Here is a 22,728-nt window from a genome sequence, read left to right on the forward strand (position 1 = left end):
CCTTTGAGTACACAAAGACTTGAAAAAAGATGGATACCTTACATTTTAATTGCTCCAACAATTATATATTATTTAATCTTCTGGGTAAGACCGGTTATAACCGCTATTATATATAGTTTTTTTGATGAAAGTAATATATTTACCTTGAATAATTATATTACCATTTTTAAAGATCCATATTTTAAACAGGCAGTTTTTAACACATCATTTTTTGTAATAGTGTCAGTTACTTTAGAATTTGTAATCGCATTAATGCTTGCATTAATAATAAATAAAAAATTTAGAGGTTCGCAGGTGCTTTTATCTATTGCTTTAATTCCTATGGCTTTACCTGCTGTTGCAGTTGGAGCTATGTGGTCAAGTGGATTTGCGTCATATGGTTGGATGAATAGTATTCTTTATCATCTTGGTATAATAGATGCAAATCAAAAAATTGTATTTCTTGCAGGGAATGATTTTCAATCACTTATGTTAATAATATTAATTGATGCATGGCAGGTTATTCCTTTTATGATGGTTATTTTATTAGCAGGACTTCAAGGGATACCGAAGGATTCAATAGAAGCAGGATATATATTCGGCGGGACAAAGTTTACTGTTTTGAGAAAAATTACAATTCCCATGTTAAAACCGAGTATTCAAACAGCATTAATTTTGAGAATAATTTCAGCTATTCAGGTATGGTTGATAGTTGTTATGATATATGGATACAGAAGAATACCAGTATTATTGGAAGAGGTTGTATTTTATAAAGAACAAATTCTTGGTTTTTATAGAGTAGCACTTGCATATTCTGTAATAGTTTCGGTTATAGTTTCTATAGTTTCAATAATATATTTGAAGGTTTCCGGTGCCTTTGAAAAGGAGGAATCCTAAATGAAATCCTCTAAATACACGTATAAAAAAATTCTTTATTCAACATTATTTTATATTGTTGTAGCGGGAATAATTCTTGTAATACTTACTCCAATTTATTTTCTTGTTACTATTTCTCTTATGTCAGATCAGGAAGCTTATGATTGGCCAACAAGACTGGTTCCATCATTTTATAATCATTTTAGAATAGAACGTTCATGGGATAATCCTGATAAATTGCTTATTAGCGTATATAGTCCGGCAAAAAAAAGATATATTACAATTATTGAAGAAAGTAAGTTTGAAGATATAAAAACGTTTATAAGAAGAAAAACAAATAGTGAAATAAAAAAAGAAAAGTTTGATGCTCAAATAGTTAAATTAAATGAAATTATAGAGAAAAATAAAAGTGAAATAGATAGTCTTGTTCAACAAAGGAAGTTGTTAGAACGGGAATTAAATCAATTGAATGTAGATGTTGGAAGATTAATGGATAAAATATCGATGGCAGAAAAAATTGGAGGTATGGAAGATTTAATATCTCAGATAAAGGAAGAGATAAATAATAAAAATACTAGAATAAATGAAATAGAATCAGAATTGTCTAAAATAGAAGAAAAATACGATCAAATAGCTACGGTTCATTTTAGTGTGCCCAAAAAACTTTTTGATAATTATGTAACCTTTTTTAGAGTTACAAGTGATGCATTACCAGCATTACTGAGAAGTATAGAAGTTGCATTTTTAACGGTTTTTATTTCTTTAATTATTGGTGGAATGGCAGGATATGCTTTTGCAAGATATACATTTAAAGGTAAAAATTGGCTTAAATTAAGCGTATTGTTTGTTAGAATGTTTCCTGGTATTTCAATAGCAATGCCAATGGTAATTATATTGATAAATATGGGTTTTTATGATAAACCTATTGGATTGTCTCTTGTATATTCGGTTGGTCAAATTGGAATGACAATATGGATTACCGCAAGTATATTTATGGGTATATCTGTTGAGTTGGAAGAAGCAGCTATGATTTTTGGTACTACGAGATTTGGTGCATTTATGAAAGTAACTCTGCCTCTGGCATTACCTGGATTAGCCGCAAGCGCTATGTATGCTTTTATAGGAAGTTGGGCAGAAACTGCACAGGCTATAGTTCTTACACAATTTAACCCTACATTTCCAGTTGTTGTTTATCAAACTCTTGTAGGAGCTAAGGGATTGATAAACTTAAGTGCTGCAGGAGGTGTTTCATTAGCATTACCAGCTATAATATTCACCTTAATAATAAGAAGATATATACTTCAAATGTGGGGTGGCGTTAGAGTTTAAAATCTTAAATATAAGGAGAGATTAATATGGCTACACTTGAACTTATAAATTTATCAAAACGTTATGGAAAGAGTGTATGGGGTGCAAAAGATATTAGTTTAAAAGTAGATAACGGTGAATTTATAGTATTTTTAGGTCCCTCAGGTTGTGGAAAAACAACCACTTTAAGAATGATAGCAGGTCTTGAAGAAGTTACAGAAGGAACAATTTTAATTGATAATAATGATGTAACTTATTTAGAACCAAGAAAACGAGAAGTAAGTATGGTTTTTCAGAGTTATGCTGTATGGCCTCATATGACCGTATATGAGAATATAGCTTTTCCTTTAAAATTAAGAAAGTTGCCTGAAAAGGAGATAGATAATATAGTTCAGGAAGTTTCAGAAATGGTGAAAATACAGGAATATTTAAAAAGATATCCCAGACAACTTTCTGGAGGACAAAGACAAAGAGTTGCTCTTGCCAGAGCATTGGCGGTAAAACCAAAGATATTCCTTATGGATGAACCATTATCAAATTTAGATGCTAAACTTAGAATAAAGATGAGAACAGAATTAAAGGCTATACATAATAAAACCGGTGCAACAACAATATTCGTTACTCATGACCAATCAGAAGCTCTTTCAATGGCAGATAGAATAGTTATTATGAAAGATGGTAATATAGAGCAGGTTGGAACACCTGATGAAGTTTATTTTGATAGTGAAAATGTTTTTGTGGCAGGATTTATAGGGACTCCGCCTACAAATTTCTTTAGAATGAATATTAAGAATGAAGGGGATAAAATAGTTTTCTATAATGAAGAATTAAAATTTAGTTTGTCAGATAAGATTAAGCAATTACTAAAAAATTATAATAAAGATGAAATTATTCTTGGAATAAGACCAGAAAGTTTTAAAATAGTTTCAAAAGATGAGGCTATATTTAGCAGGGATATACTTGTTGTGGAACCACAAGGTTCCCATCAAATTATAGCGATTGAAATTGGAGAGCAAATAATAAAAATTGTTTCACCATCGTTTCCAAAATATAGTTCTGGTGAAACTATACATATTTCATTTGATGAAGAAAGGGTAATGTTATTTGATATAGAAACAGAAAAGAGAATAAGGGAGTGAAAAAATGAATATGGCATTGTTGCATTATCGTGGTGGATTAATGGATGGAGTATCTTTGGAGATGGATAAATGGAAAAAGGTATTGGAAAAACTTGGGCATAATGCCGATATTGTGGCTGGCAATAAAAAGGAAGGTGTTGATAATTACATTGAAGATATAGGTTTTGAAAATAAATTATATAGAATTATAAATAAAAATGCATTTGAGAAATTAGAAGATTTTACAGAAGATGAACTAGTAAAAGCTATAGAATTAGAAAGTGATAAGTTATTAAAAAATTTTGAAAAAGGACTTGAAAAATATGATGTTATTTTTCCAAATAATATATGGTCTTTAGGAGCATTCCTTCCAACAGCAATTGCTTTAAAAAGATATGCAGATTTACATCCTGAAAAATTATTTATAGCTCACCATCATGATTTCTGGTGGGAAAGAGAGTATTTTCTCAATTCAACCTCTAAAAAAATTGAAAAATTGTTGGAATATTATTGCCCTCCCGTTGGAAAAAATATCAAACATATGGTAATTAATTCAATTGCAAAAGAAGAATTAAAAAAGAGAAAAAATGTTGAAGCAACTGTAGTTCCTAATGTGATGGATTTTGAAGAAAAATCATTTATTATAGAGGGATTGAATAAAAAAATTAGGGAATATTATGATATTCCAAAGAATAGCATTATCTTTTTGCAAGCAACTCGTGTAACAAGAAGAAAAGCAATTGAATTGGCAATAGATTTAATTGAAGTGTTCAATAAAAAGGTTAAAGATAAAAAAGGTGAAATTTTGTATAATGGAGAAAGGTTTAATGGTGAAATACTTCTTGCATTTTCAGGAATGTGTGAAGATGATGTATATTTTGACGAATTGAAAAAAAAGGCAAAAGAGCTTAATGTAAAGATTCTTGATATGTATAATGCAGTTGAAAAAGGAATATGGAGCTTTTGGGATTTGTACAATATTTCTGATATAATTACATATCCATCAATTCTTGAAGGTTGGGGGAATCAGTTGTTAGAAGCAATTGTTGCCAAAAAACCTGTTGTTCTCTTTGAATATGAAATATTTTTAAGCGATATTAAAAATTCAGGGCTTGAATATATTAATCTTGGAAATGAATATGAAATGATTGATGGTTTTGTGACAGTAAATAGGGAGATTTTAGAAAAAGCAGCAGATGAATTAATAGAAATTCTATTTAACAAAGAGAAATATTATGGTATAATAGAAAGAAACTTTGAAGTAGGGAAAAAATATTTTAGTTTTAATACGTTAGAAAATATTATTCGTAATTTACTTAAATGAGGGGGGCAAAAAATATGGCAACTATTGACGATGTTGCCAAATTAGCCGGTGTTTCTACGGCAACAGTTTCAAGGGTATTAAATAATACTGCTAATGTTAGTGAAGAAACTCGTGCAAAAGTATTATATGCTATAGAAAAATTGAATTTTAAACCAAAATTTTCTGCGAAGGCTCTGGCAAAAAGCAAAAAAAGATTTAAAATAGGATTAGGACTTGGGAAAAGAATGCAACTATTGAGAGATGAAAGTGATGAACTTGGAGGACAATTTTATGGAATAATTGTTAGAGAAATAAAAGCATTGGCAATGATGCATGGAGCAATTGTAAAGGAGTTATGGTTGGAAGATGATTTGTATGAAAAATTTGATGGCTTTATTCTTGTAGGCCTTGATGTAACGAGGGAAATATTGAAAAAATTTAAGGATACAGAAAAACCTATCGTGTTATTGGACCATTATATTACAGGTGAAGAAATAGATAGCGTACTTTCAGATAATTATAATGGAGCTTTCTGTGCTGTGAATTATTTGATTAATAAAGGATATAAAGATATTATACATATTCATGGACCATTAACATCTTATAGTTTTAAACGAAGACATGATGGATATATTGATGCAATGAAAAACGCGAAACTTAAAAGTCAATGTTATGAATATGATGATGTGAAAAATAATATTGACGTTGTAATACAAAAAATCATAAAAGGTAAAATACCAGAAGCTATTTTTGCTTCTAATGATATAACTGCAATGAGGATAATAAGTGAATTAAAAAAATATAAAATAGGGATTCCAGATAAAGTTAAAATAATAGGATTTGATGATATTCCTATGGCTAAAAAGTTTAATCCCCCTCTTACAACAGTAAAGGTATTTAAACAGGAGATGGGAAGTATAGCATTTAAAAGGTTATATGAATTAATGTTAAATGAAAATATTCATCCTACGCGAATTTCCGTTTATACTAAGTTTATAAGAAGAAAAAGTGGATAATAAAAAGGGATAACTGAGAAGGTTATCCCCTTTTATTTTCTAAAAAAATATTTTTAGGTTCTGTAATTATTCCCATCATAATAATATCATAATATTTATTTTTTATGTAAACTGCTTCTCTTCGTTTTCCCTCTTCTATAAAACCAAGTTTTTTATATAACTCATATGCTTTTGGATTGTTGGAAAAAACCTCCAATTCAAGTCTGTGTATTTTTGGATTTTCCAAACACCACGTAATATGATTTTTTATTAATAATCTGCCAATTCCAATACCCCTAAACCGCTCTAAAACAGAAACTCCCAGTTTTGCCGTTTTTTGAATTCTTCTTCTTTTTAAATTCCATTGAATATCACAATTAGCTATAATATTTTCATTATATCTTGCAATTAATGTTCTAAATCCAAAATTTTTATTTGAAAAATCAATTAAGGTTTTTATTTCTTTTTCCGAAAGATCAAATTCATCAGCTGTTGTTAAAAGTGTTTCAGAATTTTCAAATATTGTGTTGAAAAAATCCAATAAATTCTTTGAGTCATTTTTATTTGGATAATCAATATGAATTCCATGATTACCTTTTACAAAAACATAATATTCCTTTTGTAAAATAGCACCATATTTTTTTAAGGCATTTTTTAGTTTTTCCTGTGAAGGATATAAGCTTATAAGATATTCATCTGCTGTATAATTTTTTATATCATTTAAAGCCTGAAGAATAAGAGACGGATTATATACTGAGAATTCCATTAATTCGACTTTGTTATTTTTTACAATATAAAATGCCAGGATTTCATTTTCATTTCCTAAAAATCTAAAAGTATAACCGCTTTTATAAAAGTTTATAAGATCCCATACTGTAAATGGAATATTTATTTTTTTAAGTAATTTCAGAATAGAATATATTATTTCATTTTCAATAATAAAATCGAGGAATGTCTGTGTATTACCTTGAACATATTTATTTTTCATTTTGAAAACAGAAAATTTACCAATATTGTTAATATACAATGTGTCATTTTTTACTTCTGAAAAGAAGTAGATATTTCTTTTAGGGATATTAATAGTATTTTCTAAAATATTTATTATTTCTGTATTATCCTTTACATGGAAGAAAAAATCACCATAATCATTTCTATAAATTTTCCTCACCTCTATATTGAAATGCCTCTGATACATGTTCAACAGTTACATATTTTGAATCATTTAAATCAGCTATAGTTCTTGAAACCTTTAAAACTCTATTTATTCCTCTGCCAGTCATTTTAAAGGCTTTTGCACCTTCTTTTAAAAATTCTTCAGCTTTTTCATCAAGTTTTATATATTTCTTAACTTCTTTTTGTGTAAGTTTTCCATTTAATTTGTTTTGCCTCTTTATCTGGATTTTGCTTGCACGTTCTACTCGTTCTTTAATAGCTTCAGATGATTCTTCTGAAAAGTCATTTAATAATTCGTCTATTTTTACACGAGGAACAGTGATTTTTATGTCAATTCTATCTGAAATTGGTCCTGAAATCTTTCTATTATAATTTATTATTTGATTTATAGAACATGTACATTCATGTTCAGGATCGCCATAATAACCACAAGGGCATGGATTTTGGGCAGCGACAAGCATAAACTTCGCTGGATATGTTGCGACAACCTTTGCACGAGAGATAGTGACAATGCCATCTTCAAGTGGTTGTCTTAAAGCTTCTATAACATCTGTTCTAAATTCTGGAAATTCATCTAAAAACAAAACACCATTATGTGCCAAACTTATTTCACCAGGTTTGGAATCAGAACCGCCACCAATAATTGAGGCTGTTGATGCCGAATGATGAGGCGCTCTAAATGGACGTTTCCTGATAATCTTATTGAGATAACCATATATAGAATATATTTTTGTTGATTCAATTATTTCTTCTCGTGTCATTTCTGGAAGTATAGTTGGGATTCTTCTTGCAATCATTGTTTTTCCGGATCCTGGGCTTCCTTTCATTAAAAGGTTGTGAAATCCCGCTGCAGCAATTTCAGCAGCCCTTTTGGCAAAATATTGCCCTTTAATATCAGAAAAATCAATTTGTTCTTCATTTTCTTCATAAAATTTTTCCCCAGGTGCAGCCTTATATTTTTCTTTTTTTTCATTATCGAAAATATAGATTATTTCAGATAAATGAGATATAACATAAACTTCATTGTTTTCCTCTAAAAATAAAGCTTCCTCTTCATTCTCTTTAGGGATGATGAATTTAGCGTTTTTTTCTTTTTGAGCTAATTCAAGTAACAATAAAGTAATTCCGGGTATTCCTCTTATTTCCCCATTTAATCCGATTTCACCAAAAATATAATAATCATCTATATCAAAATTAATTTGTTTAGAGGCTAATAATATTCCAACAGAAATAGGTAAATCAAAATGCGTTCCCTGTTTTTTTAAATTACTTGGTGCCAGATTTACTGTTACGTTTCCATTTGGAAAATTAAAACCGGAATTTCTAATAGCACTAAAAACTCTTTTTTGACTTTCAAGAATGGCAGTATTTGGCATTCCAACTATTTTAAAAACCTGTTGTGTTGAACGAGAGTTAATATCCACTTCTACAAGTATAGTTTTTACTTCAAAACCGCTTACAAAAGCACTTTTAACTCTTGAATACTTCATCCCTTACCTCCTTTTTAAAAATAATAGCCTCTATTATTATACCAGATATTCACAATTGCTATATATTAAGTTCTTCTATTTTTATATTTGCTTAACATTTTCAATGTATAATTGCAAATGGTTTGCAATTACAAAATATGGAGGTGGTGTAGTAATGAAAAAAAGCCTATTTTTGGCAGTTATTTTAATTATTGGTGTTTTAGGATATTCTTTAAATATTTCCGTTTCAATATATCCATATTATCTTGTTTTGAAAGATATTGTATCCAATGAGGATCAAATTAACATCATTGTACCAGCAGGTAAAAGTCCCCATACTTATTCTGTTTCCTCGAAGGATTTAATAAAGATATATAAAAGTGATCTTGTAATTTTTAACGGACTTAATTCAGAAGTGTTCTTAAATAAAGTTATAACTAATATCAAAAAGAAGAATATCAGCTATATTTTTGCTGGTGAGGTTATTCCAGAGGATATGATTATAGGTAGTAACCCTCATATATGGTTAGATCCAGAATTAATGTATAAATATATAATTCCAGAGATTACCAATAAACTCATTTTGTTAAATCCTGAAAAAAAGGAATTATATTCCGAAAATTCTAAAAAACTTATAAAAAAATTAGAATTAATGGATGAATACTTGAAGATTAAATCCTCTGAAATAAACGGAAGTATTATTACATTCCATAATTCATTTCCATATTTTGCAAGACATTATAATATAAAAATAGCTGGAGTTATTGAAAAATCACCAGGTGTAGAGCCATCGATTGCAGATATGAAAAAATTATACGATTCTGCGAGAAAAAACAATATAAAAGGTGTTTTTTCTGAACCGCAATTAAATCAAAAAATTGCAGAAAAAGTTGCCAGGACACTTAAAGTAAACTTAGGAATGCTCGATCCTTTGGGAAATTCCTTTAATAGCATAGATGAGTTATATCTTATTAACTTTTTAAATATCTTAAATACTATTAGGTGATTTTTATGAAACTAACAAAACCCAGAAAAGATATACTTAAATTATATGAAAATATAGATTATCCATTAAATGCAGAAGAAATTTATAATTTACTCAACAAAAAATATGATCTTTCAACAATATATAGAAACCTTAATTTTTTTGAAAAAAATCATATTTTAAAGTCCATAGTATTTTCCGATAAAATAACCTATTATTATCGTCCAAATGGTCATATTCACTATATTTACTGCATAAAATGCAAAAAGTTTGAAAAACTTGATATGTGTTTTGAAAAAGAATACAGTAAATATATTGAAGAAATACTGAAATTTAAAATCACAGATCATATTCTTTATTTTGAAGGCATATGTTCTAATTGCCAGCATGAGGGGGAGGGTAAGCAATGAAAAAGGAAAAGGTTATAAGCGTTAATAACCTTAATTATTCTGTTGAAGATAATGAGATACTAAAATTCATTACCTTTGATATATATAAAAAAGATTTTGTTGGAATTATAGGTCCTAATGGTGCAGGAAAATCTACACTCATAAAAATTTTAATTGGAGAAATTGAAAATTATCAGGGTAAAGTAGAGATTAATGGAAAAATTGGATATGTTCCCCAAAAAGATGAATTTGATAGGACTTTTCCAATAAAGGCATATGAAGTTGTATTAATGGGAATGTACAAAAGCGTTGGATTATTAAAAAGATACAAAAAAAGCGATATTGAAAAGGTTAGAGAAACCATGAAAAAGTTAAATATAGAGTATCTTTTTGATAGAAATGTTGGAAAGTTATCTGGTGGTGAATATCAAAAAGTATCTCTTGCAAGAGCACTGGTAAGCGATCCAGATATATTAATACTTGATGAACCAGAAGCAGGAGTAGATAAAAAAGGACAAAATATGATTTATGATATTCTTGAACGATTAAATGATGAACTCGGCTTAACGATAATACTTGTGAGTCATGATATTTCAATGGTTGTAAAAAAGACAAATAAAGTTATGTGTTTAAATAGAACCTTACATTGTCATAAGAATGCAATTGATGTAACTGCTGATGATTTAAAGAATATATACGCTGAAGAGATGGAAATACTTGTACATATTAATCAGCCGTTGAAAGTGGTGAGCAAAAATGATTGAATTATTCAGTTATGATTTTATGGTATATGCAATTTTATCTGCAGTTTTGGCAGGTTTTAGTGCATCATTATTATCGAATTATATTGTTTTGAAAAAAATGGAGTTTATAGGCGAAGGTGCTGCTCATACAGCCTTTGGAGGAATTGCTTTAGCTATTTTAATTGGATTTAATATTGATATTATGAATATAATTGTAGCACTTCTTTTTGGAACGACTATATTTTTTATTGGTAAAAAAGGAAAAATAAATGAAAATAGTGTAATTGGTATGCTTCTTTCATTTTCAATGGCATTGGGAGTTATATTCTTATATTTAAAACCAGGATATACACCTGAAATTACCAGTTATCTATTTGGAGACATATTAATGGTAACCCAGAAAGATGTAATTATTTTATCCGTTGTGGCTATATTGATTTTATCCCTTGTAATATTGTTTAATAAAGAACTTAAATATTATGCGTTTAATCCGAGGATTGCCAAGATATATGGAGTGCCTATTGACTTAATTGGTTATATATTTTTAATAACAGTATCAATTGTAGTTGTTACTACCGTTAAAATTATAGGGATAATCCTTGTGACTTCATTGCTTATAACACCTGGCGTAATTGCCAAACTTTTTGCTAAAACACTAAACCAGATGTTAATTATTTCTTCTATAATCGGAATATTCTCTGGATTTTTTGGGATAGTAATTGCATATTATTTGAATATTCCGCCAGGACCATCAATAGTTGTAACATTATTCACCATTTTTGTAATCAGTTATTTATTGAAGAAATTAACAGAAAGGATTATAATACAAAAGAAATAGTTTTTTAGTAAGAAAATATGTTATAATTAAATGTATTTCAATTTAAAAATCGAAAGGGGTGAATTTTATGGATTATCTTAGTTGTAGCGAAGATCCTTTATCTAGACCGCCATAACAAAATAAAAAAAGGAGGAGATAAAAATGGTAAAATTTTACAAAAGAATTGAGCACAAATTAGTGGAGGCAAAAAGCTTTTCTCAAGATGCATTAATTAAGGTAGTAAATCCTTCACAGGATGAAATACACATGTTATCCAGCCTTTTGAACTTTGATCCTGATTTTATTACCGATTCAATGGACGAAGATGAAAGAGCACGTATTGAAATAGATGAAGATACAATATTGCTTATCTTAAAAGTTCCAATGAAAAATGAAGAAGACGATAAAATACCATATAAAACTGTTTCTTTAGGCATAATAATTGGAAAAAATTATACATTGCTTGCAATGAAACAGGAAATTGCATTTATTGAAAAAATGATAGAAACACATTTATTAAATCCACACAAAAAAAGCAGAATGATTTTTCAGATATTCTTTAAAAATGCAAAACTATTTTTGGATTATCTAAAAGAAATAAATAAAACTATAGATTTAATTGAGGAAGAACTACACAGATCTATGAAAAACAACGAATTAGAAACACTGATGTATCTTGAGAAAAGTTTAGTGTACTTCACTACTTCTTTGAGATCGAATGAAATAATGATGGAAAAACTGTTAAAAGGTAAAATTCTGGAATTATATGAAGATGATGAAGATTTGCTTGAAGATACATTAATTGAAAACAGACAGGCTATAGAAGTTACAAATATATATAGTAACATTCTTTCAGGAATGATGGATGCATATGCCTCTGTTATTTCCAATAACCTTAATATAGTAATGAAAATCTTAACTGTTGTTACTATATTAATGCAAATACCAACTATTATTACCAGTTTTTATGGAATGAATGTAAAGTTGCCGTTTCAGGAAAATCCATTAACATATGTAAATATAATTATTTCTTCTATAATAATAATGATTCTAACAGCCTTATTATTTAAAAGTAAAAAATGGATGTAATAAATTAAATGCAGAGAATTACTTCTCTGCATTTAATTTTTCATAGCAGTCTCTAGATAACTCTAAAGTAAAAGACAATTTTAAGGAAAATAGTTACCAAATTCAGAGAAATCTATCAATAATATCATCAAGCAAAATTCTTTCATCATCTTCAAAAGAGTAATAGCCTAAAACAACATGCTTTTGCCCGAAACCATATTTAATTGCAAAATCACGAACCTTCCCTTTTGGATAAGGAGTAATGGGCCATTTAATATCGTATCGAACACAATTTCTTAAAAACACATCAAAGATTTTCATTTCCTCATCACTGAGCTTAAAATAATTAAAAACAAACTCCTTAAAGTTCTTTGTTTTCTTAAAAAGCTCAGTGATGAGTTTTTTTCTTGCTAAATAAAATGGTGAAATATTATAATTCATGTCTTTTCCATCTTCAGAATTCAATAATCTTCTTTCGGCTTTCTTCAAATCAAAATCACTCATCATAACATTAAAAAAATACATCTTCTCATAATTAGCAGAGAAGAATTTAATAATCTTATCCTCCCTTGCTAATTCTCTTAACATTGTTGTTGTCGAAATAACTTTATTTGCATAAAATAAACCTTCTAAAATATTGATAAATAGCGAATTTTTATTTTTGAAAAAACACTTGCAAGTCGTGTTGGAAAGGATAAAATAAAAAAATAAGATGAAAGAATGAAATTTGAAATGAACCCCGGAAGAAAATTTATTTTCTAATAATCAGGGCATTTTTTATAAAAATCATAAAATAAATTAATGATTATTGTCCTTTGAATTAAACAAAAAAAATAACAATAAAAATATATCAGATGATATAATAATTATGTAAATTTATCGAATTTGTCAAAATAAAAATTAATTGAAATTTTACTGGAATTTTACATTATATATTGACATCTTTTTTTTTTTTCTGCTAAAATTATTGTGAATTAAATAAGTGAAAATAATATCTTTTAATTATACAATAATATAATATAAAAATTATCCATTTATTGGGTTTTATCTTGAATTGTTAAGCTATAAAATTCACAATATTATCTTTAGTATTATTAAATAAATCACATAATGCCTAAATAAATTTCAAAAATAATTTTGAATTACACTTGTGCATGGTTAGAAATATTATTTAAATATAACTGAGCAAATTCTATAATCAAAAAATTTTCATTTCTCAGCCGGCTGAGTTGTTCTGGTACCAAGAATTTATAAAAAATTTAATAATTTATTTAGAGAGGATGGGTGGTAGGAATTGGATAGAGAAAGTCGAAGAAGAGAAAAAAATGAATTTTGGTGTCCGTATAAAGGAGCTGTATGTTTTTAGATTGCTGGTGGTTGTGTACTTGTAATGGTCCAGGTGGTTGTTACGAAGCCTGTACAATCGTTCAATAAACAAAATTAATTTATTAGTGTCTTCAAAAATAGAAAAAAATAAAGTAAAAAGGAAGTAAAAAATATTACGAAAAGTGAAACCAAAGAAAATGAAGAAGAAAATAGAAAGAAATGGAAAGAAAAATAAGAAAAAGTCAGGTAAGGAAACAAAAAAATGAAAAAAAAAAAGAATAAAAAAATTAAGACTGAACAAAAGAAGATTTAGTTTGTTTAATAGAAAAAATTAAATCATCCCGCTTCATAGAATGAGCTAAGAAAGCAGAGGCGATAAAAAAGAGATTAATAAGATTAGCATCAAGAGAAACTGAATTGATAAAGCGTAATTTGGTATGAGAAAGGATAGATTCTAATCTTGCAAAAAGAGAGAGAATATAAGCAAAAGAGGAATGAGATTTCATACATTCAGAATAAACAAAATCAAGATAAATTTGTTTAGGATTCTTACTCATGGTTTAATCTCTCAGCTAGGAAGTTTAGTTTTAATTAACTATATTAAATAAAAATTTAATACAGTTAAATTATAAAACAGAGAGGTAAACCTCTTTTAAGAATAAGATGAAATTCTGTAAACAATATATTTTAGGAATTTCGAAAGATACTATAACTTATTATACGAGGAGGTAAATTAAAATGAAAAAAAGGATTTATTTAGTTTTTTTTATTTTAATTTTTTCGATGATTATGGTTTTTGCATCTTCAGGCGAAAAAGCTATTAATCAAAAAATGCATAAAATATCACCTCGTAATTTCGAACAACCAACAAAAAAACAATTGGAAACTTTAAAAGTCTATGAAACACATAAAATTGAAAGCGACTCTTTACTTTTTAATAAAAATATAAAAAAATTTACAAATTATTCTTTTAATATTTATACATATCGCACAAGTTTGTATAGAGGAAGTTTTATGCTCTGGTCAAGAGATGTTGTTGAATGGCAAAGTAATGGAACAAAAATCATATCTAGTAGCGGATGGCAGGAAGTTGGATATGTATTTCCAAATATAGCTCATGCAAAAGGCATTGTATTAATATATAAAACATCAACATTTCATAAATATCGTGCTACAAAAACAATAGGAGCGGGAGTAGTGACGCCCTGGGGGGATGTAAAAATTTATAGTCAGGATGTTACGGATTATGTCGTCGTTTATGCAAATGGTGATGCTGAATGGTATTGAAGAAATTTTTATAATATTAAAAATTAGGAAGGTATGAAAATACCTTCCTAATAATAATATAAGGGGGTGATTAATATTGATAACAATAGAAAATCTAACAAAGTATTATAAAAATAATTTAATTTTTAAGAATGTTAATATGTTGATTCCAGAAAATAAAGTAACATTGTTTATAGGTGCAAATGGAAGTGGAAAAACTACATTATTTAAATGTTTATTAAATTTAGAAGATTATAGAGGTAAGATTTTATATGATGGTAAATGCTTAAATGAAATAAGAGACACTATATATGTAATTTATGATGATACTCCATTATATTATAATCTCAGTGGTTATAAAAATATCGAGTTATTATTGAATAAAAAAATCAGTATTCAACAAATAAAAGAAATCTCATACATGTTTTTGAAAGATGAAATTTTGAAATTAAAAGTAAAATATTATTCTCATGGCCAGCGAAAAAAATTAAGTTTAATTATCGCAATGCTTACAAGTCCAAAATATTTATTTATGGATGAAATAGCAAATGGCCTGGATTATAATACAAAACTTTTATTGAAGAATTTCATAAAAAAATGGTCAAAAAAAATGACAATTATTATGACGGGGCATCAATTTGAATTTTATGATGGTATTATTGATGAGTTGTTTATTTTAAAAGATCATTCAATTATTAAAATTAATGAATATGGTGGTGATTTGAGTGCAATATATAAAAATCTTATTAAGTAATATCGGCAAAGAAGTAAAATATCAAATATATTCTGGTGTCTTTATTTTAATGATTATAACCCTGTTAATATTTTCCGGACTAAATTTGTATAATCAAAAAAAGTTAATTATACAAAATTATAATTTATTTATACATACATTAAACGAAACAAAAAAAATGGGAATGGATGTCGAAGAAATTTTAAAAAAACCTTTAAAAATAGAAGAAAAAAATGGAGTAAAAAAAATAAATAATCCTTTGAAATTTGATTATGAAAACGTAGCCCTGGCAATTTATGATTTAAAAAATCCTAACCGCGTTATAACTAATACCTTGAAATATTTATCTTTTATTTTTTATTCATTTTTCTTTGGTGTATATGGTGTATATATTGCAACATATGATATAAAATATAAAACCTTAAAGATAAAAGCTGTTCAGAATAACTGGATGCATATATTATTATCAAAACAGTTATCAATGTATATATTATCATTCTTAATGATTATTATTGTATTATTTCTGTCAAGTATAATAGGCTTTATATTTTATAATAGTCTTTTTTTTGATATTCCTGTTAATGAATTTAAATTATCAGTTCAACCTTCAGATACAAACATTATTTTACAATTTGTATTAAGTGTATTTCTTTCATTTATTTTTACAACTTTTGGATTTTATCTCGGGTTATTATTTAGAGGAGTTATTTATCCTATATTAATTTTAGTTCTTTATAATTTTATTTTCCCCACTTTTGGAAAATATGATTTAAAAAATTTAATCTCTATATTAGGACATAAAGTCTTTGATTTTTACGGAAATTTTATATTATTTAAACCTGAAAAAATTTCGTTAAACGTATCTATAATTTTATTAGTTACATATATTATTATAAGTACATTATTTACTTATATAATAGTAAAAAACCAAAGTAAATATATAGACTGAATAGCGACGTAAATAATATGACAACATCATCCTTTAATAAAGATTTTATACTAAAAAGCAAGAAGGAAGTAAAAAGTTTTATTAAAATATTATAAAAAACTTCCAAACCTATAAAAATTGATAAAAATTGCTGGAATTAATCAAATGAGGCAAAAGCCTCATTTTGTTTTGATATGGTATATTGCATACTAAAAGTAAGTCAGAAATAAATTTAGAACTAATTTACTGGTTGTACAATTTTTTATAGATCCATTATTTGCTATAAGAATGAAATCTGTATATTTTCTAAAATAAGGATACTAAAAAATTTTTGAGTAAATAAAATTCATAAAAACTAAATGCAGAGAATTATTTCTCTGCATTTAGTTTTTCATAACAGTCTCTACATACTGCAATATACTTCTCAAATCCTCCAACATCTATTTCATCACCATTTCCAACTAATTTAAATGAAATAGTTCCGTTGTATTCTCCACATTCATGACATACAGCCTTCTTTTTAATAATTTCATCAGCATATGCTGAAAGCAAAATTGTAGTCTGAAATGGGTTGTTTTTATATGTAAGGTCTAATCCAGAACAATAAACATTTATTCCTTTCTTTAATAAATCATTTATAACATCCTTTAAGCCTTCATCAAAAAATTGAACTTCATCAACAAATACTGCTTTTTCATCATAATCAAGATAATTATACATTTCTTTTGATTCTTTAATAGGAATTGCTTCTACTTTTGTACCGGTATGTGAAACAACATATTCTGAAGCATATCTTGTATCTATAATAGGTTTAAATACTTTGATTTTTTTCTTTCCAAGTGTATAGATTTCTATAAATGAAATTAATTCTGAAGTTTTTCCTGAATACATAGGACCTACAATTAAAATGAATTTTCCTGACATTATATTACCTCCTGTAATCTATTTGAGAAAATTTGGGGTTTTATCATATGAAACAAGAACAGTATTATTATACTGATAAAATATGAAATGAATTTTGCAGAATTATCATTAAAGATAATATATGGGATTTTAGAATTTAGAAAAATCAAAAATTCATTGAATCCTTTTAATGAATAATCAATCCATATCCCTAAAAAATGTGGTATTGGGAATAAGATTGCTATAACTCCAAAAAACATTATTGCATATATTATCGGTGTAATAATTATCGATAAAAAGATTCCAAGTAATGAAATTCCATTAAAAAATATAATACTCCATGGTGCAACAGCAAGATATGCTGATAATGTAATTATAAACGGGTTTTTAGTATATTTTAGAGAAAATAATATTGAAAATGAAGCAAAGTAACTCATTAAAAATCCTGGTGATAATATACTATATGGATTATATAATAAATTTATTATTCCAACTATTCCAAGGAGATTTAATGTGTCTATATTAAAGCCAAAGATTTTTGATAATTCAACAAAAATTAGCAAAAGCACAGCCCTTGTTGCTGAAGGAGAAAAACCTGAAGCTGCAAGATAAAAAAGCAATATTATTATAGTAAAAATGCGCCTATAATGTATATGAATTAAGGTCTTTGAAAATATATAATATATGGCAAAATAAAGAAGATATACGTGAAAACCAGAAACAGCAAATAAATGCAAAAGTCCAGCTTCCTTGTAAATTTTAGAGTATGTAGGGCTTATGCCACCAAAAAGAATGGAAAATAAAATATTATTTGTTGAATAATCATAATGATTATAAATACGTTTTTTGAAATAATTTCTAATAGAGTATATGCTTCCTTCATTTGAATTTGCCATATACTCCGCATTAAACCTTCCATTCAGGTAACTCCCATAGATATATACTTTATTTCCAATTTCAAATGGATCAACAGAAAACTTATTATAGTTAAAATATAATGTTTTATTATAATCAACCCATTTGTTTTCAAAGAAAATTTTTTCTGTTTTTACTTTAAATTGATTATAGTTTTTATCTGTAATATATCCTAAAATTCCCAGGTCAATGTTATTAAGATTATCGGGTAAAACATTAGTAATAAAAAGTGTCCTAAATACGATTAATCCTATTATAATTAAAAAAAGAGCTTTAGTTTTTAAGGAATATTTGTTAATAAAAAAGACTACAGCCATAAATATTATGGCTGTAGTTATCATTTTTACTTTTATTAAAAGGATTATTGTAATTGCTACTGAAAAAAGTGTTACAAAAAATGGCATTATGCTCCAAATTTTTCTAATTTTCTTGCATTACCGAGAAGCAATCCCATAAGATCAACAGCATATATTGTTCCCATAGAGCCCCTTGCTGCTTCAAATTCATCAAATGCTTTTGATAAGCCAGCTCTTGTATATGGGGATTTTATCATAAATGGAACTGGATGCCAGCTGTGTCCGCTCATTGCTACAGGTGTTGAATGATCTCCTGTTACCACTAAAACATCAGGATTTAATTCAAGTAATTTTGGTAATGCTTCATCAACCATTTCGATTACGTGAACCTTAGCATCAAAGTTTCCGTCTTCTCCGTATGAATCTGTTTTCTTAATATGTACATAGAAGAAGTCATATTCATCCCAGTGTTTTTTCAAAGTTTCAAATTCATCTGCAGGTGTTTCTCCGTCAACATCTAAAATATCCATTCCAACCAACTTAGCTAAGCCTTTATACATTGGGTAAACAGCAATAGCAGCTGCTCTCATTTTATAAACTTCTGGAAATTTTGGAATTGCAGGGTATTTTGAAAATCCTCTAATTAATGCAAAATTGATTTTTGGTTCGTCTTTTAATACTTCTCTAATTTCCTTCATTAATTTTGTAACTATTTCTGCAGTTTTTTCTGCAGCAGGATCATATGCGTGTGCCCATTTAATTGGCAATCCTTCCTTCTGTGGGTCAGCATCTTCAATTCTGTCATCTAATCCTTCTCCTGTTAGTTTTACAACGAATCTATGTTCTTTTCCAGGATAGAAAGTGATTTTAACACCATCGATTTCTTTTATGTGTTCTTGTAAGATTTTTACTACTCTTGCTGATTCTTCTGATGCAGGTCTTCCAGCTCTTCTGTCAACAACAATATCACCGTCTAATGTTGCGAAATTAGCTCTTGCAACAACGTCTTTTTCTCCTACTTCAACATTAATACCAAGTGCTTCGAGGATACCTCTTCCAATTTGGTATTTAATAGGATCATATCCGAAAATACCAAGATGTCCAGGTCCTGAACCTGGAGTTATTCCTGGTAAAACAGGTATTGTTTGACCAAGGTCTGATTCTGTTGCTACTTTATCGAGATTTGGAGTTTTTGCAGCCTGTAAAGGAGTTTTTCCATTAATAACTGTGTCTCCTATTCCATCCATTACAAGCATTACTATTTTTGAATCTGTTTTTGTAATAAGCTTTTGTAAAAATTCCTGTCTATCTACCATCATATGTTACTCCCTCCCCAACAAATAATTGATTTCATAAAAATTATAGCATATTTTCTTTTGGCAATTATAATATTTGAGTAAAATTTTAAAGACGTTATCTTTTTGATAATAATACACTGGTATAATTAATTTGAAAATTTAACAAGGAGGTTTTTAAAATGAAAAAAGGTATAATATTTGATCTCTACGGAACGCTTATAAATGCAAATCACTTATTTTTACCAATCGCTAAAATTATTTCAAAGGAATGTAATTATCCATCAAAGATAATCGAAAAAAAGATTAATGAAACATATAAAGAGATATTTAAGGACTATCATTTAAAACCGTTTAAACCTGAAAGGGAATATTATAAAATAATGTTTGAAAAAATAATAGATGTTTTTGAATTAAAAAATTCACCAGAATATTATATAGATGAAATGTATAAAACATTTATTAACCTGCCACCATACGAAGATGTCGATTATTTAAAATATTTAAAAGAAAATGGCATGAAAATAGCAATACTTTCAAATGCTGATGATGATTTTGTAATTCCAACTTTAAACAAAAATCCTTTTCCATTTGATTATCTTATTACCTCATATGCCACGAAGTTATATAAACCGGATCCTAAAATATTTGAATATGCATTAAATGAAATGCGATTATCAAAAGACGATGTGATATTTGTTGGAGATAATTACAATGTTGATATTCTCGGCGGCAATAATTTTGGGATAAAATCAATTCTTATAAATAGGTTAAATCGTCAATATGAATATTCAGAAACTATAAAATCATTATATGAATTGGATAGATATTTAAAATAATAAATTTACCTTGCGAGCAGCACCAGATCTAAATAACGTTCTGGTTCCTGCTCCTTTTTTTATCAGATCAAACAATAAATCGCCATTTTCAACATATGCACCTGATAAAATCTTTACAGGAAATACATCTTCCACCATCATAGTTGATGGTCCGGCTATTGCAACTCTATCTGTGTTAACATAATTTAATATCCAATCTATAGTTCCATTCACAATTGAAGTTCCAGTGATAATAACAGCACTGCATTTTGGGAGCATCTCTATAATTGCCCAATCTGGAAGTACTTCATCACTTCTCCTTTGTCTATCAAAAACAAGAACATCCCAGACTTTGGGTTTTAATATTTCAACAAAGGGCGTAATTTCGCCAATCATTCCAACAACATCGTTTTTCTTAAATTCCATTAATTCTAAAGTATCTCCACCAACAAATCGTTCTGGATTTTTATTAAAGACAGCATTTAATGCAGCGTAAGATACAGATCTTAATAATGGATCACCAGAAAATAATCCTACTTCTAATAAATCTTTTGCTTTCATTCCAATATTAGCTTTACTCTCTGGTTTTCCGTCTAATCCCATACATTTGTAAAATTCTTCACATTTACCTAAAGTATCTTCGCGATTTGTAGCAACAAAACCTACTCTACCATCGCTTAATTTTACAGCTGTTTCTCCAATACCAATAATAAAATCTTCAATAATAACATCATCTGTTAAATTTTCAAGAGCTTTGTTATAAAGTTTTTTTGCAATACTCAACTTTATCCCCCCTACCATTTTATGTGATACTATTATACTATTTTTAACATTTAATATCAAATGTTATTTCTCAAAAATTCTGTAAGATAAAAATGGTAAAATTAAATAAACTGGAAGGAGGTTGAAAAAATGAGAAGTATTTTACAAGATTTAACACCAGAATTTTTGAAAATATTAAATATGGATAAAATATATTGGTATGAAGGATGGAAGGAATATAAACAAAAACATCCCAGATTAATTAGTGAATATGAAAAGAAAGAAGATTTAAACGAAGAAAAAATAAAAGAAAGATTACAAGATATTAGAAGAAAAGATTTTGATTTATTTAAGCAGGATTGGGAGAACAATTTTCTCAGTGTAAAAAAAGAAATGGTTCAAAAACTTTCGAGAAACGCTGAACATTATCAATTAAAACGTGGTGATTTTGTTGTATTTATTATGGGAATGTTGGGTTTAAATTCTCATTATTATATCGATACTTACTATGGAACTGTTATTATGGTTGATTCATTTTATCATTTTTTAAATAACGTAGATATTAGAGAAACTGTTGATAAGGCGATTTTAGAATTTATTAATAATAGGCCGGTGGATACTAAAAAAGCGCTTTTTGGTAAATTGCTATCACAAATAGAAAAGATTATATATGATACAAAAGACATTAATAAAGCTATGGAAAAAATTGTAAAAGTATTATATGATAATGTGGATTATTATAATTGGGTAGGTTTTTATTTAACTGACAAAAATGAAAAAAATATATTAAAACTTGGTCCATATCTTGGCGAACCAACAGAACATGTAAAGATACCTTTTGGTGAAGGAATTTGTGGTCAGGCTGCTGCAACAAAAAATACCTTTGTTGTTCAGGATGTTTCTAAAGCAGAAAATTATCTTTCATGTAGTGAAAAAACAAAATCAGAAATAGTTATTCCTATTATTGATAATAACGGAAATGTATATGGAGAGCTGGATATAGACAGTCATAAGTTGGAACCATTTACTATTGAAGATTCCCAATTTTTAGAAGAAATTATTAATTTATTTGTTAAAAAATATGTTTAATTTAATTAATATTTAGTTTTTTAACCTATTCACAAAATCGAGAAAAAAAGCTTATTTAATAGATACAATTCTTAATGAAAGTAAAAAAATATTAAAGTGTAAATTTTTAGGATTTTTTTCTAATTGTCATGGGGTGCATATTTCTTTTTGATAATTCCTAAGTTCACTAAGTTT

General features: G+C 27.6%; 21 protein-coding genes and 1 pseudogene. 15 read left to right on the forward strand and 7 right to left on the reverse strand.

Features of this window, described 5'->3' with window-relative positions; translation table 11 throughout:
• Positions 1-3 precede the first annotated feature (3 nt).
• From LN42_RS10735 to LN42_RS10755, 5 genes are read left to right on the forward strand one after another with little or no spacing between them, the layout of a single operon-like run.
• The gene (locus LN42_RS10735; protein ID WP_014297542.1) at positions 4-876 is read left to right on the forward strand and encodes a carbohydrate ABC transporter permease; all 873 of its coding nucleotides are present in this window, start codon (positions 4-6) and stop codon (positions 874-876) included.
• Entirely contained in the window at positions 877-2,184 is a 1,308-nt protein-coding gene (locus tag LN42_RS10740; protein ID WP_014297543.1) for a carbohydrate ABC transporter permease, read from the forward strand.
• 26 nt (positions 2,185-2,210) lie between these two features.
• Positions 2,211-3,302 carry an ABC transporter ATP-binding protein gene (locus LN42_RS10745; RefSeq protein ID WP_014297544.1) on the forward strand — a complete coding sequence of 364 codons (1,092 nt, stop codon included), beginning with the start codon at positions 2,211-2,213 and terminating at the stop codon, positions 3,300-3,302.
• Positions 3,303-3,306: 4 nt separating this feature from the next.
• The gene (gene mggS, locus LN42_RS10750) at positions 3,307-4,605 is read left to right on the forward strand and encodes a mannosylglucosylglycerate synthase (protein WP_014297545.1); all 1,299 of its coding nucleotides are present in this window, start codon (positions 3,307-3,309) and stop codon (positions 4,603-4,605) included.
• A gap of 14 nt (positions 4,606-4,619) precedes the next feature.
• Positions 4,620-5,600: a LacI family DNA-binding transcriptional regulator gene (locus tag LN42_RS10755; RefSeq protein WP_014297546.1), complete on the forward strand. Its 981-nt coding sequence runs from the start codon at positions 4,620-4,622 to the stop codon at positions 5,598-5,600.
• A gap of 22 nt (positions 5,601-5,622) precedes the next feature.
• Here the strand turns inward: LN42_RS10755 and LN42_RS10760 are convergent, their stop codons facing one another.
• Positions 5,623-6,747 (reverse strand): GNAT family N-acetyltransferase, encoded by a 1,125-nt coding sequence (locus LN42_RS10760; protein WP_014297547.1) that lies wholly within the window; start codon positions 6,745-6,747, stop codon positions 5,623-5,625.
• Positions 6,731-8,242 (reverse strand): YifB family Mg chelatase-like AAA ATPase, encoded by a 1,512-nt coding sequence (locus tag LN42_RS10765; protein WP_014297548.1) that lies wholly within the window; start codon positions 8,240-8,242, stop codon positions 6,731-6,733. Before LN42_RS10765 ends, LN42_RS10760 begins: the two co-directional genes overlap by 17 nt.
• A gap of 154 nt (positions 8,243-8,396) precedes the next feature.
• Here LN42_RS10765 and LN42_RS10770 point away from each other — a divergent pair, with 154 nt between their 5' ends.
• The 5 genes from LN42_RS10770 to LN42_RS10790 all read left to right on the forward strand — a co-directional run bounded on the left by LN42_RS10770 (position 8,397) and on the right by LN42_RS10790 (position 12,244).
• The gene (locus LN42_RS10770) at positions 8,397-9,227 is read left to right on the forward strand and encodes a metal ABC transporter substrate-binding protein (RefSeq protein ID WP_014297549.1); all 831 of its coding nucleotides are present in this window, start codon (positions 8,397-8,399) and stop codon (positions 9,225-9,227) included.
• Between the two features lie 5 nt (positions 9,228-9,232).
• A complete protein-coding gene (locus tag LN42_RS10775) occupies positions 9,233-9,616 on the forward strand; it encodes a Fur family transcriptional regulator (protein WP_014297550.1) in 384 nt (127 codons plus the stop codon).
• Positions 9,613-10,359 carry a metal ABC transporter ATP-binding protein gene (locus LN42_RS10780; RefSeq protein WP_014297551.1) on the forward strand — a complete coding sequence of 249 codons (747 nt, stop codon included), beginning with the start codon at positions 9,613-9,615 and terminating at the stop codon, positions 10,357-10,359. Before LN42_RS10775 ends, LN42_RS10780 begins: the two co-directional genes overlap by 4 nt.
• Entirely contained in the window at positions 10,352-11,176 is an 825-nt protein-coding gene (locus LN42_RS10785; RefSeq protein WP_014297552.1) for a metal ABC transporter permease, read from the forward strand. Before LN42_RS10780 ends, LN42_RS10785 begins: the two co-directional genes overlap by 8 nt.
• Before the next feature lie 141 nt (positions 11,177-11,317).
• Positions 11,318-12,244: a magnesium transporter CorA family protein gene (locus tag LN42_RS10790; protein ID WP_014297553.1), complete on the forward strand. Its 927-nt coding sequence runs from the start codon at positions 11,318-11,320 to the stop codon at positions 12,242-12,244.
• A 102-nt stretch (positions 12,245-12,346) separates the two neighbouring features.
• Here the strand turns inward: LN42_RS10790 and LN42_RS10795 are convergent.
• Positions 12,347-12,790 (reverse strand): annotated as a pseudogene (locus LN42_RS10795) (hypothetical protein); the annotation flags it as partial.
• Positions 12,791-14,287: 1,497 nt separating this feature from the next.
• Here LN42_RS10795 and LN42_RS10805 point away from each other — a divergent pair.
• From LN42_RS10805 to LN42_RS10815, 3 genes are all read left to right on the forward strand, one after another.
• Positions 14,288-14,836 (forward strand): hypothetical protein, encoded by a 549-nt coding sequence (locus LN42_RS10805; protein ID WP_014297555.1) that lies wholly within the window; start codon positions 14,288-14,290, stop codon positions 14,834-14,836.
• 76 nt (positions 14,837-14,912) lie between these two features.
• Positions 14,913-15,569, forward strand: a complete 657-nt coding sequence (locus LN42_RS10810) for an ABC transporter ATP-binding protein (protein WP_014297556.1) — start codon at positions 14,913-14,915, stop codon at positions 15,567-15,569.
• Entirely contained in the window at positions 15,541-16,497 is a 957-nt protein-coding gene (locus tag LN42_RS10815) for an ABC transporter permease (RefSeq protein ID WP_014297557.1), read from the forward strand. The genes LN42_RS10810 and LN42_RS10815 overlap by 29 nt, the downstream gene beginning before the upstream one ends.
• A 348-nt stretch (positions 16,498-16,845) precedes the next feature.
• Here the strand turns inward: LN42_RS10815 and LN42_RS10820 are convergent, their stop codons facing one another.
• The 3 genes from LN42_RS10820 to LN42_RS10830 are packed head-to-tail and all read right to left on the reverse strand — an operon-like array spanning position 16,846 to position 19,906.
• Positions 16,846-17,400, reverse strand: a complete 555-nt coding sequence (locus LN42_RS10820; RefSeq protein ID WP_014297558.1) for a thymidine kinase — start codon at positions 17,398-17,400, stop codon at positions 16,846-16,848.
• The gene (locus tag LN42_RS10825) at positions 17,400-18,698 is read right to left on the reverse strand and encodes a ComEC/Rec2 family competence protein (protein ID WP_014297559.1); all 1,299 of its coding nucleotides are present in this window, start codon (positions 18,696-18,698) and stop codon (positions 17,400-17,402) included. The genes LN42_RS10820 and LN42_RS10825 overlap by 1 nt, the downstream gene beginning before the upstream one ends.
• A complete protein-coding gene (locus LN42_RS10830) occupies positions 18,698-19,906 on the reverse strand; it encodes a 2,3-bisphosphoglycerate-independent phosphoglycerate mutase (protein ID WP_041639183.1) in 1,209 nt (402 codons plus the stop codon). The genes LN42_RS10825 and LN42_RS10830 overlap by 1 nt, the downstream gene beginning before the upstream one ends.
• 161 nt (positions 19,907-20,067) lie before the next feature.
• Here LN42_RS10830 and LN42_RS10835 point away from each other — a divergent pair, with 161 nt between their 5' ends.
• Positions 20,068-20,724: an HAD family hydrolase gene (locus tag LN42_RS10835; RefSeq protein ID WP_014297561.1), complete on the forward strand. Its 657-nt coding sequence runs from the start codon at positions 20,068-20,070 to the stop codon at positions 20,722-20,724.
• On the opposite strand, the gene LN42_RS10840 is transcribed toward LN42_RS10835, so the two are convergent.
• Positions 20,716-21,486 (reverse strand): Rossmann-like domain-containing protein, encoded by a 771-nt coding sequence (locus LN42_RS10840; RefSeq protein ID WP_014297562.1) that lies wholly within the window; start codon positions 21,484-21,486, stop codon positions 20,716-20,718. The two genes, LN42_RS10835 and LN42_RS10840, sit on opposite strands and share 9 nt — an antisense overlap.
• A 129-nt stretch (positions 21,487-21,615) precedes the next feature.
• Between LN42_RS10840 and LN42_RS11015 the strand changes: the two genes are divergently transcribed.
• Positions 21,616-22,554 carry a GAF domain-containing protein gene (locus LN42_RS11015; protein ID WP_014297563.1) on the forward strand — a complete coding sequence of 313 codons (939 nt, stop codon included), beginning with the start codon at positions 21,616-21,618 and terminating at the stop codon, positions 22,552-22,554.
• The last annotated feature ends 174 nt before the right edge of the window (positions 22,555-22,728 follow it).

Source organism: Marinitoga sp. 1137, from assembly GCF_001941525.1.
Taxonomy (GTDB): Bacteria; Thermotogota; Thermotogae; order Petrotogales; family Petrotogaceae; genus Marinitoga; species Marinitoga piezophila.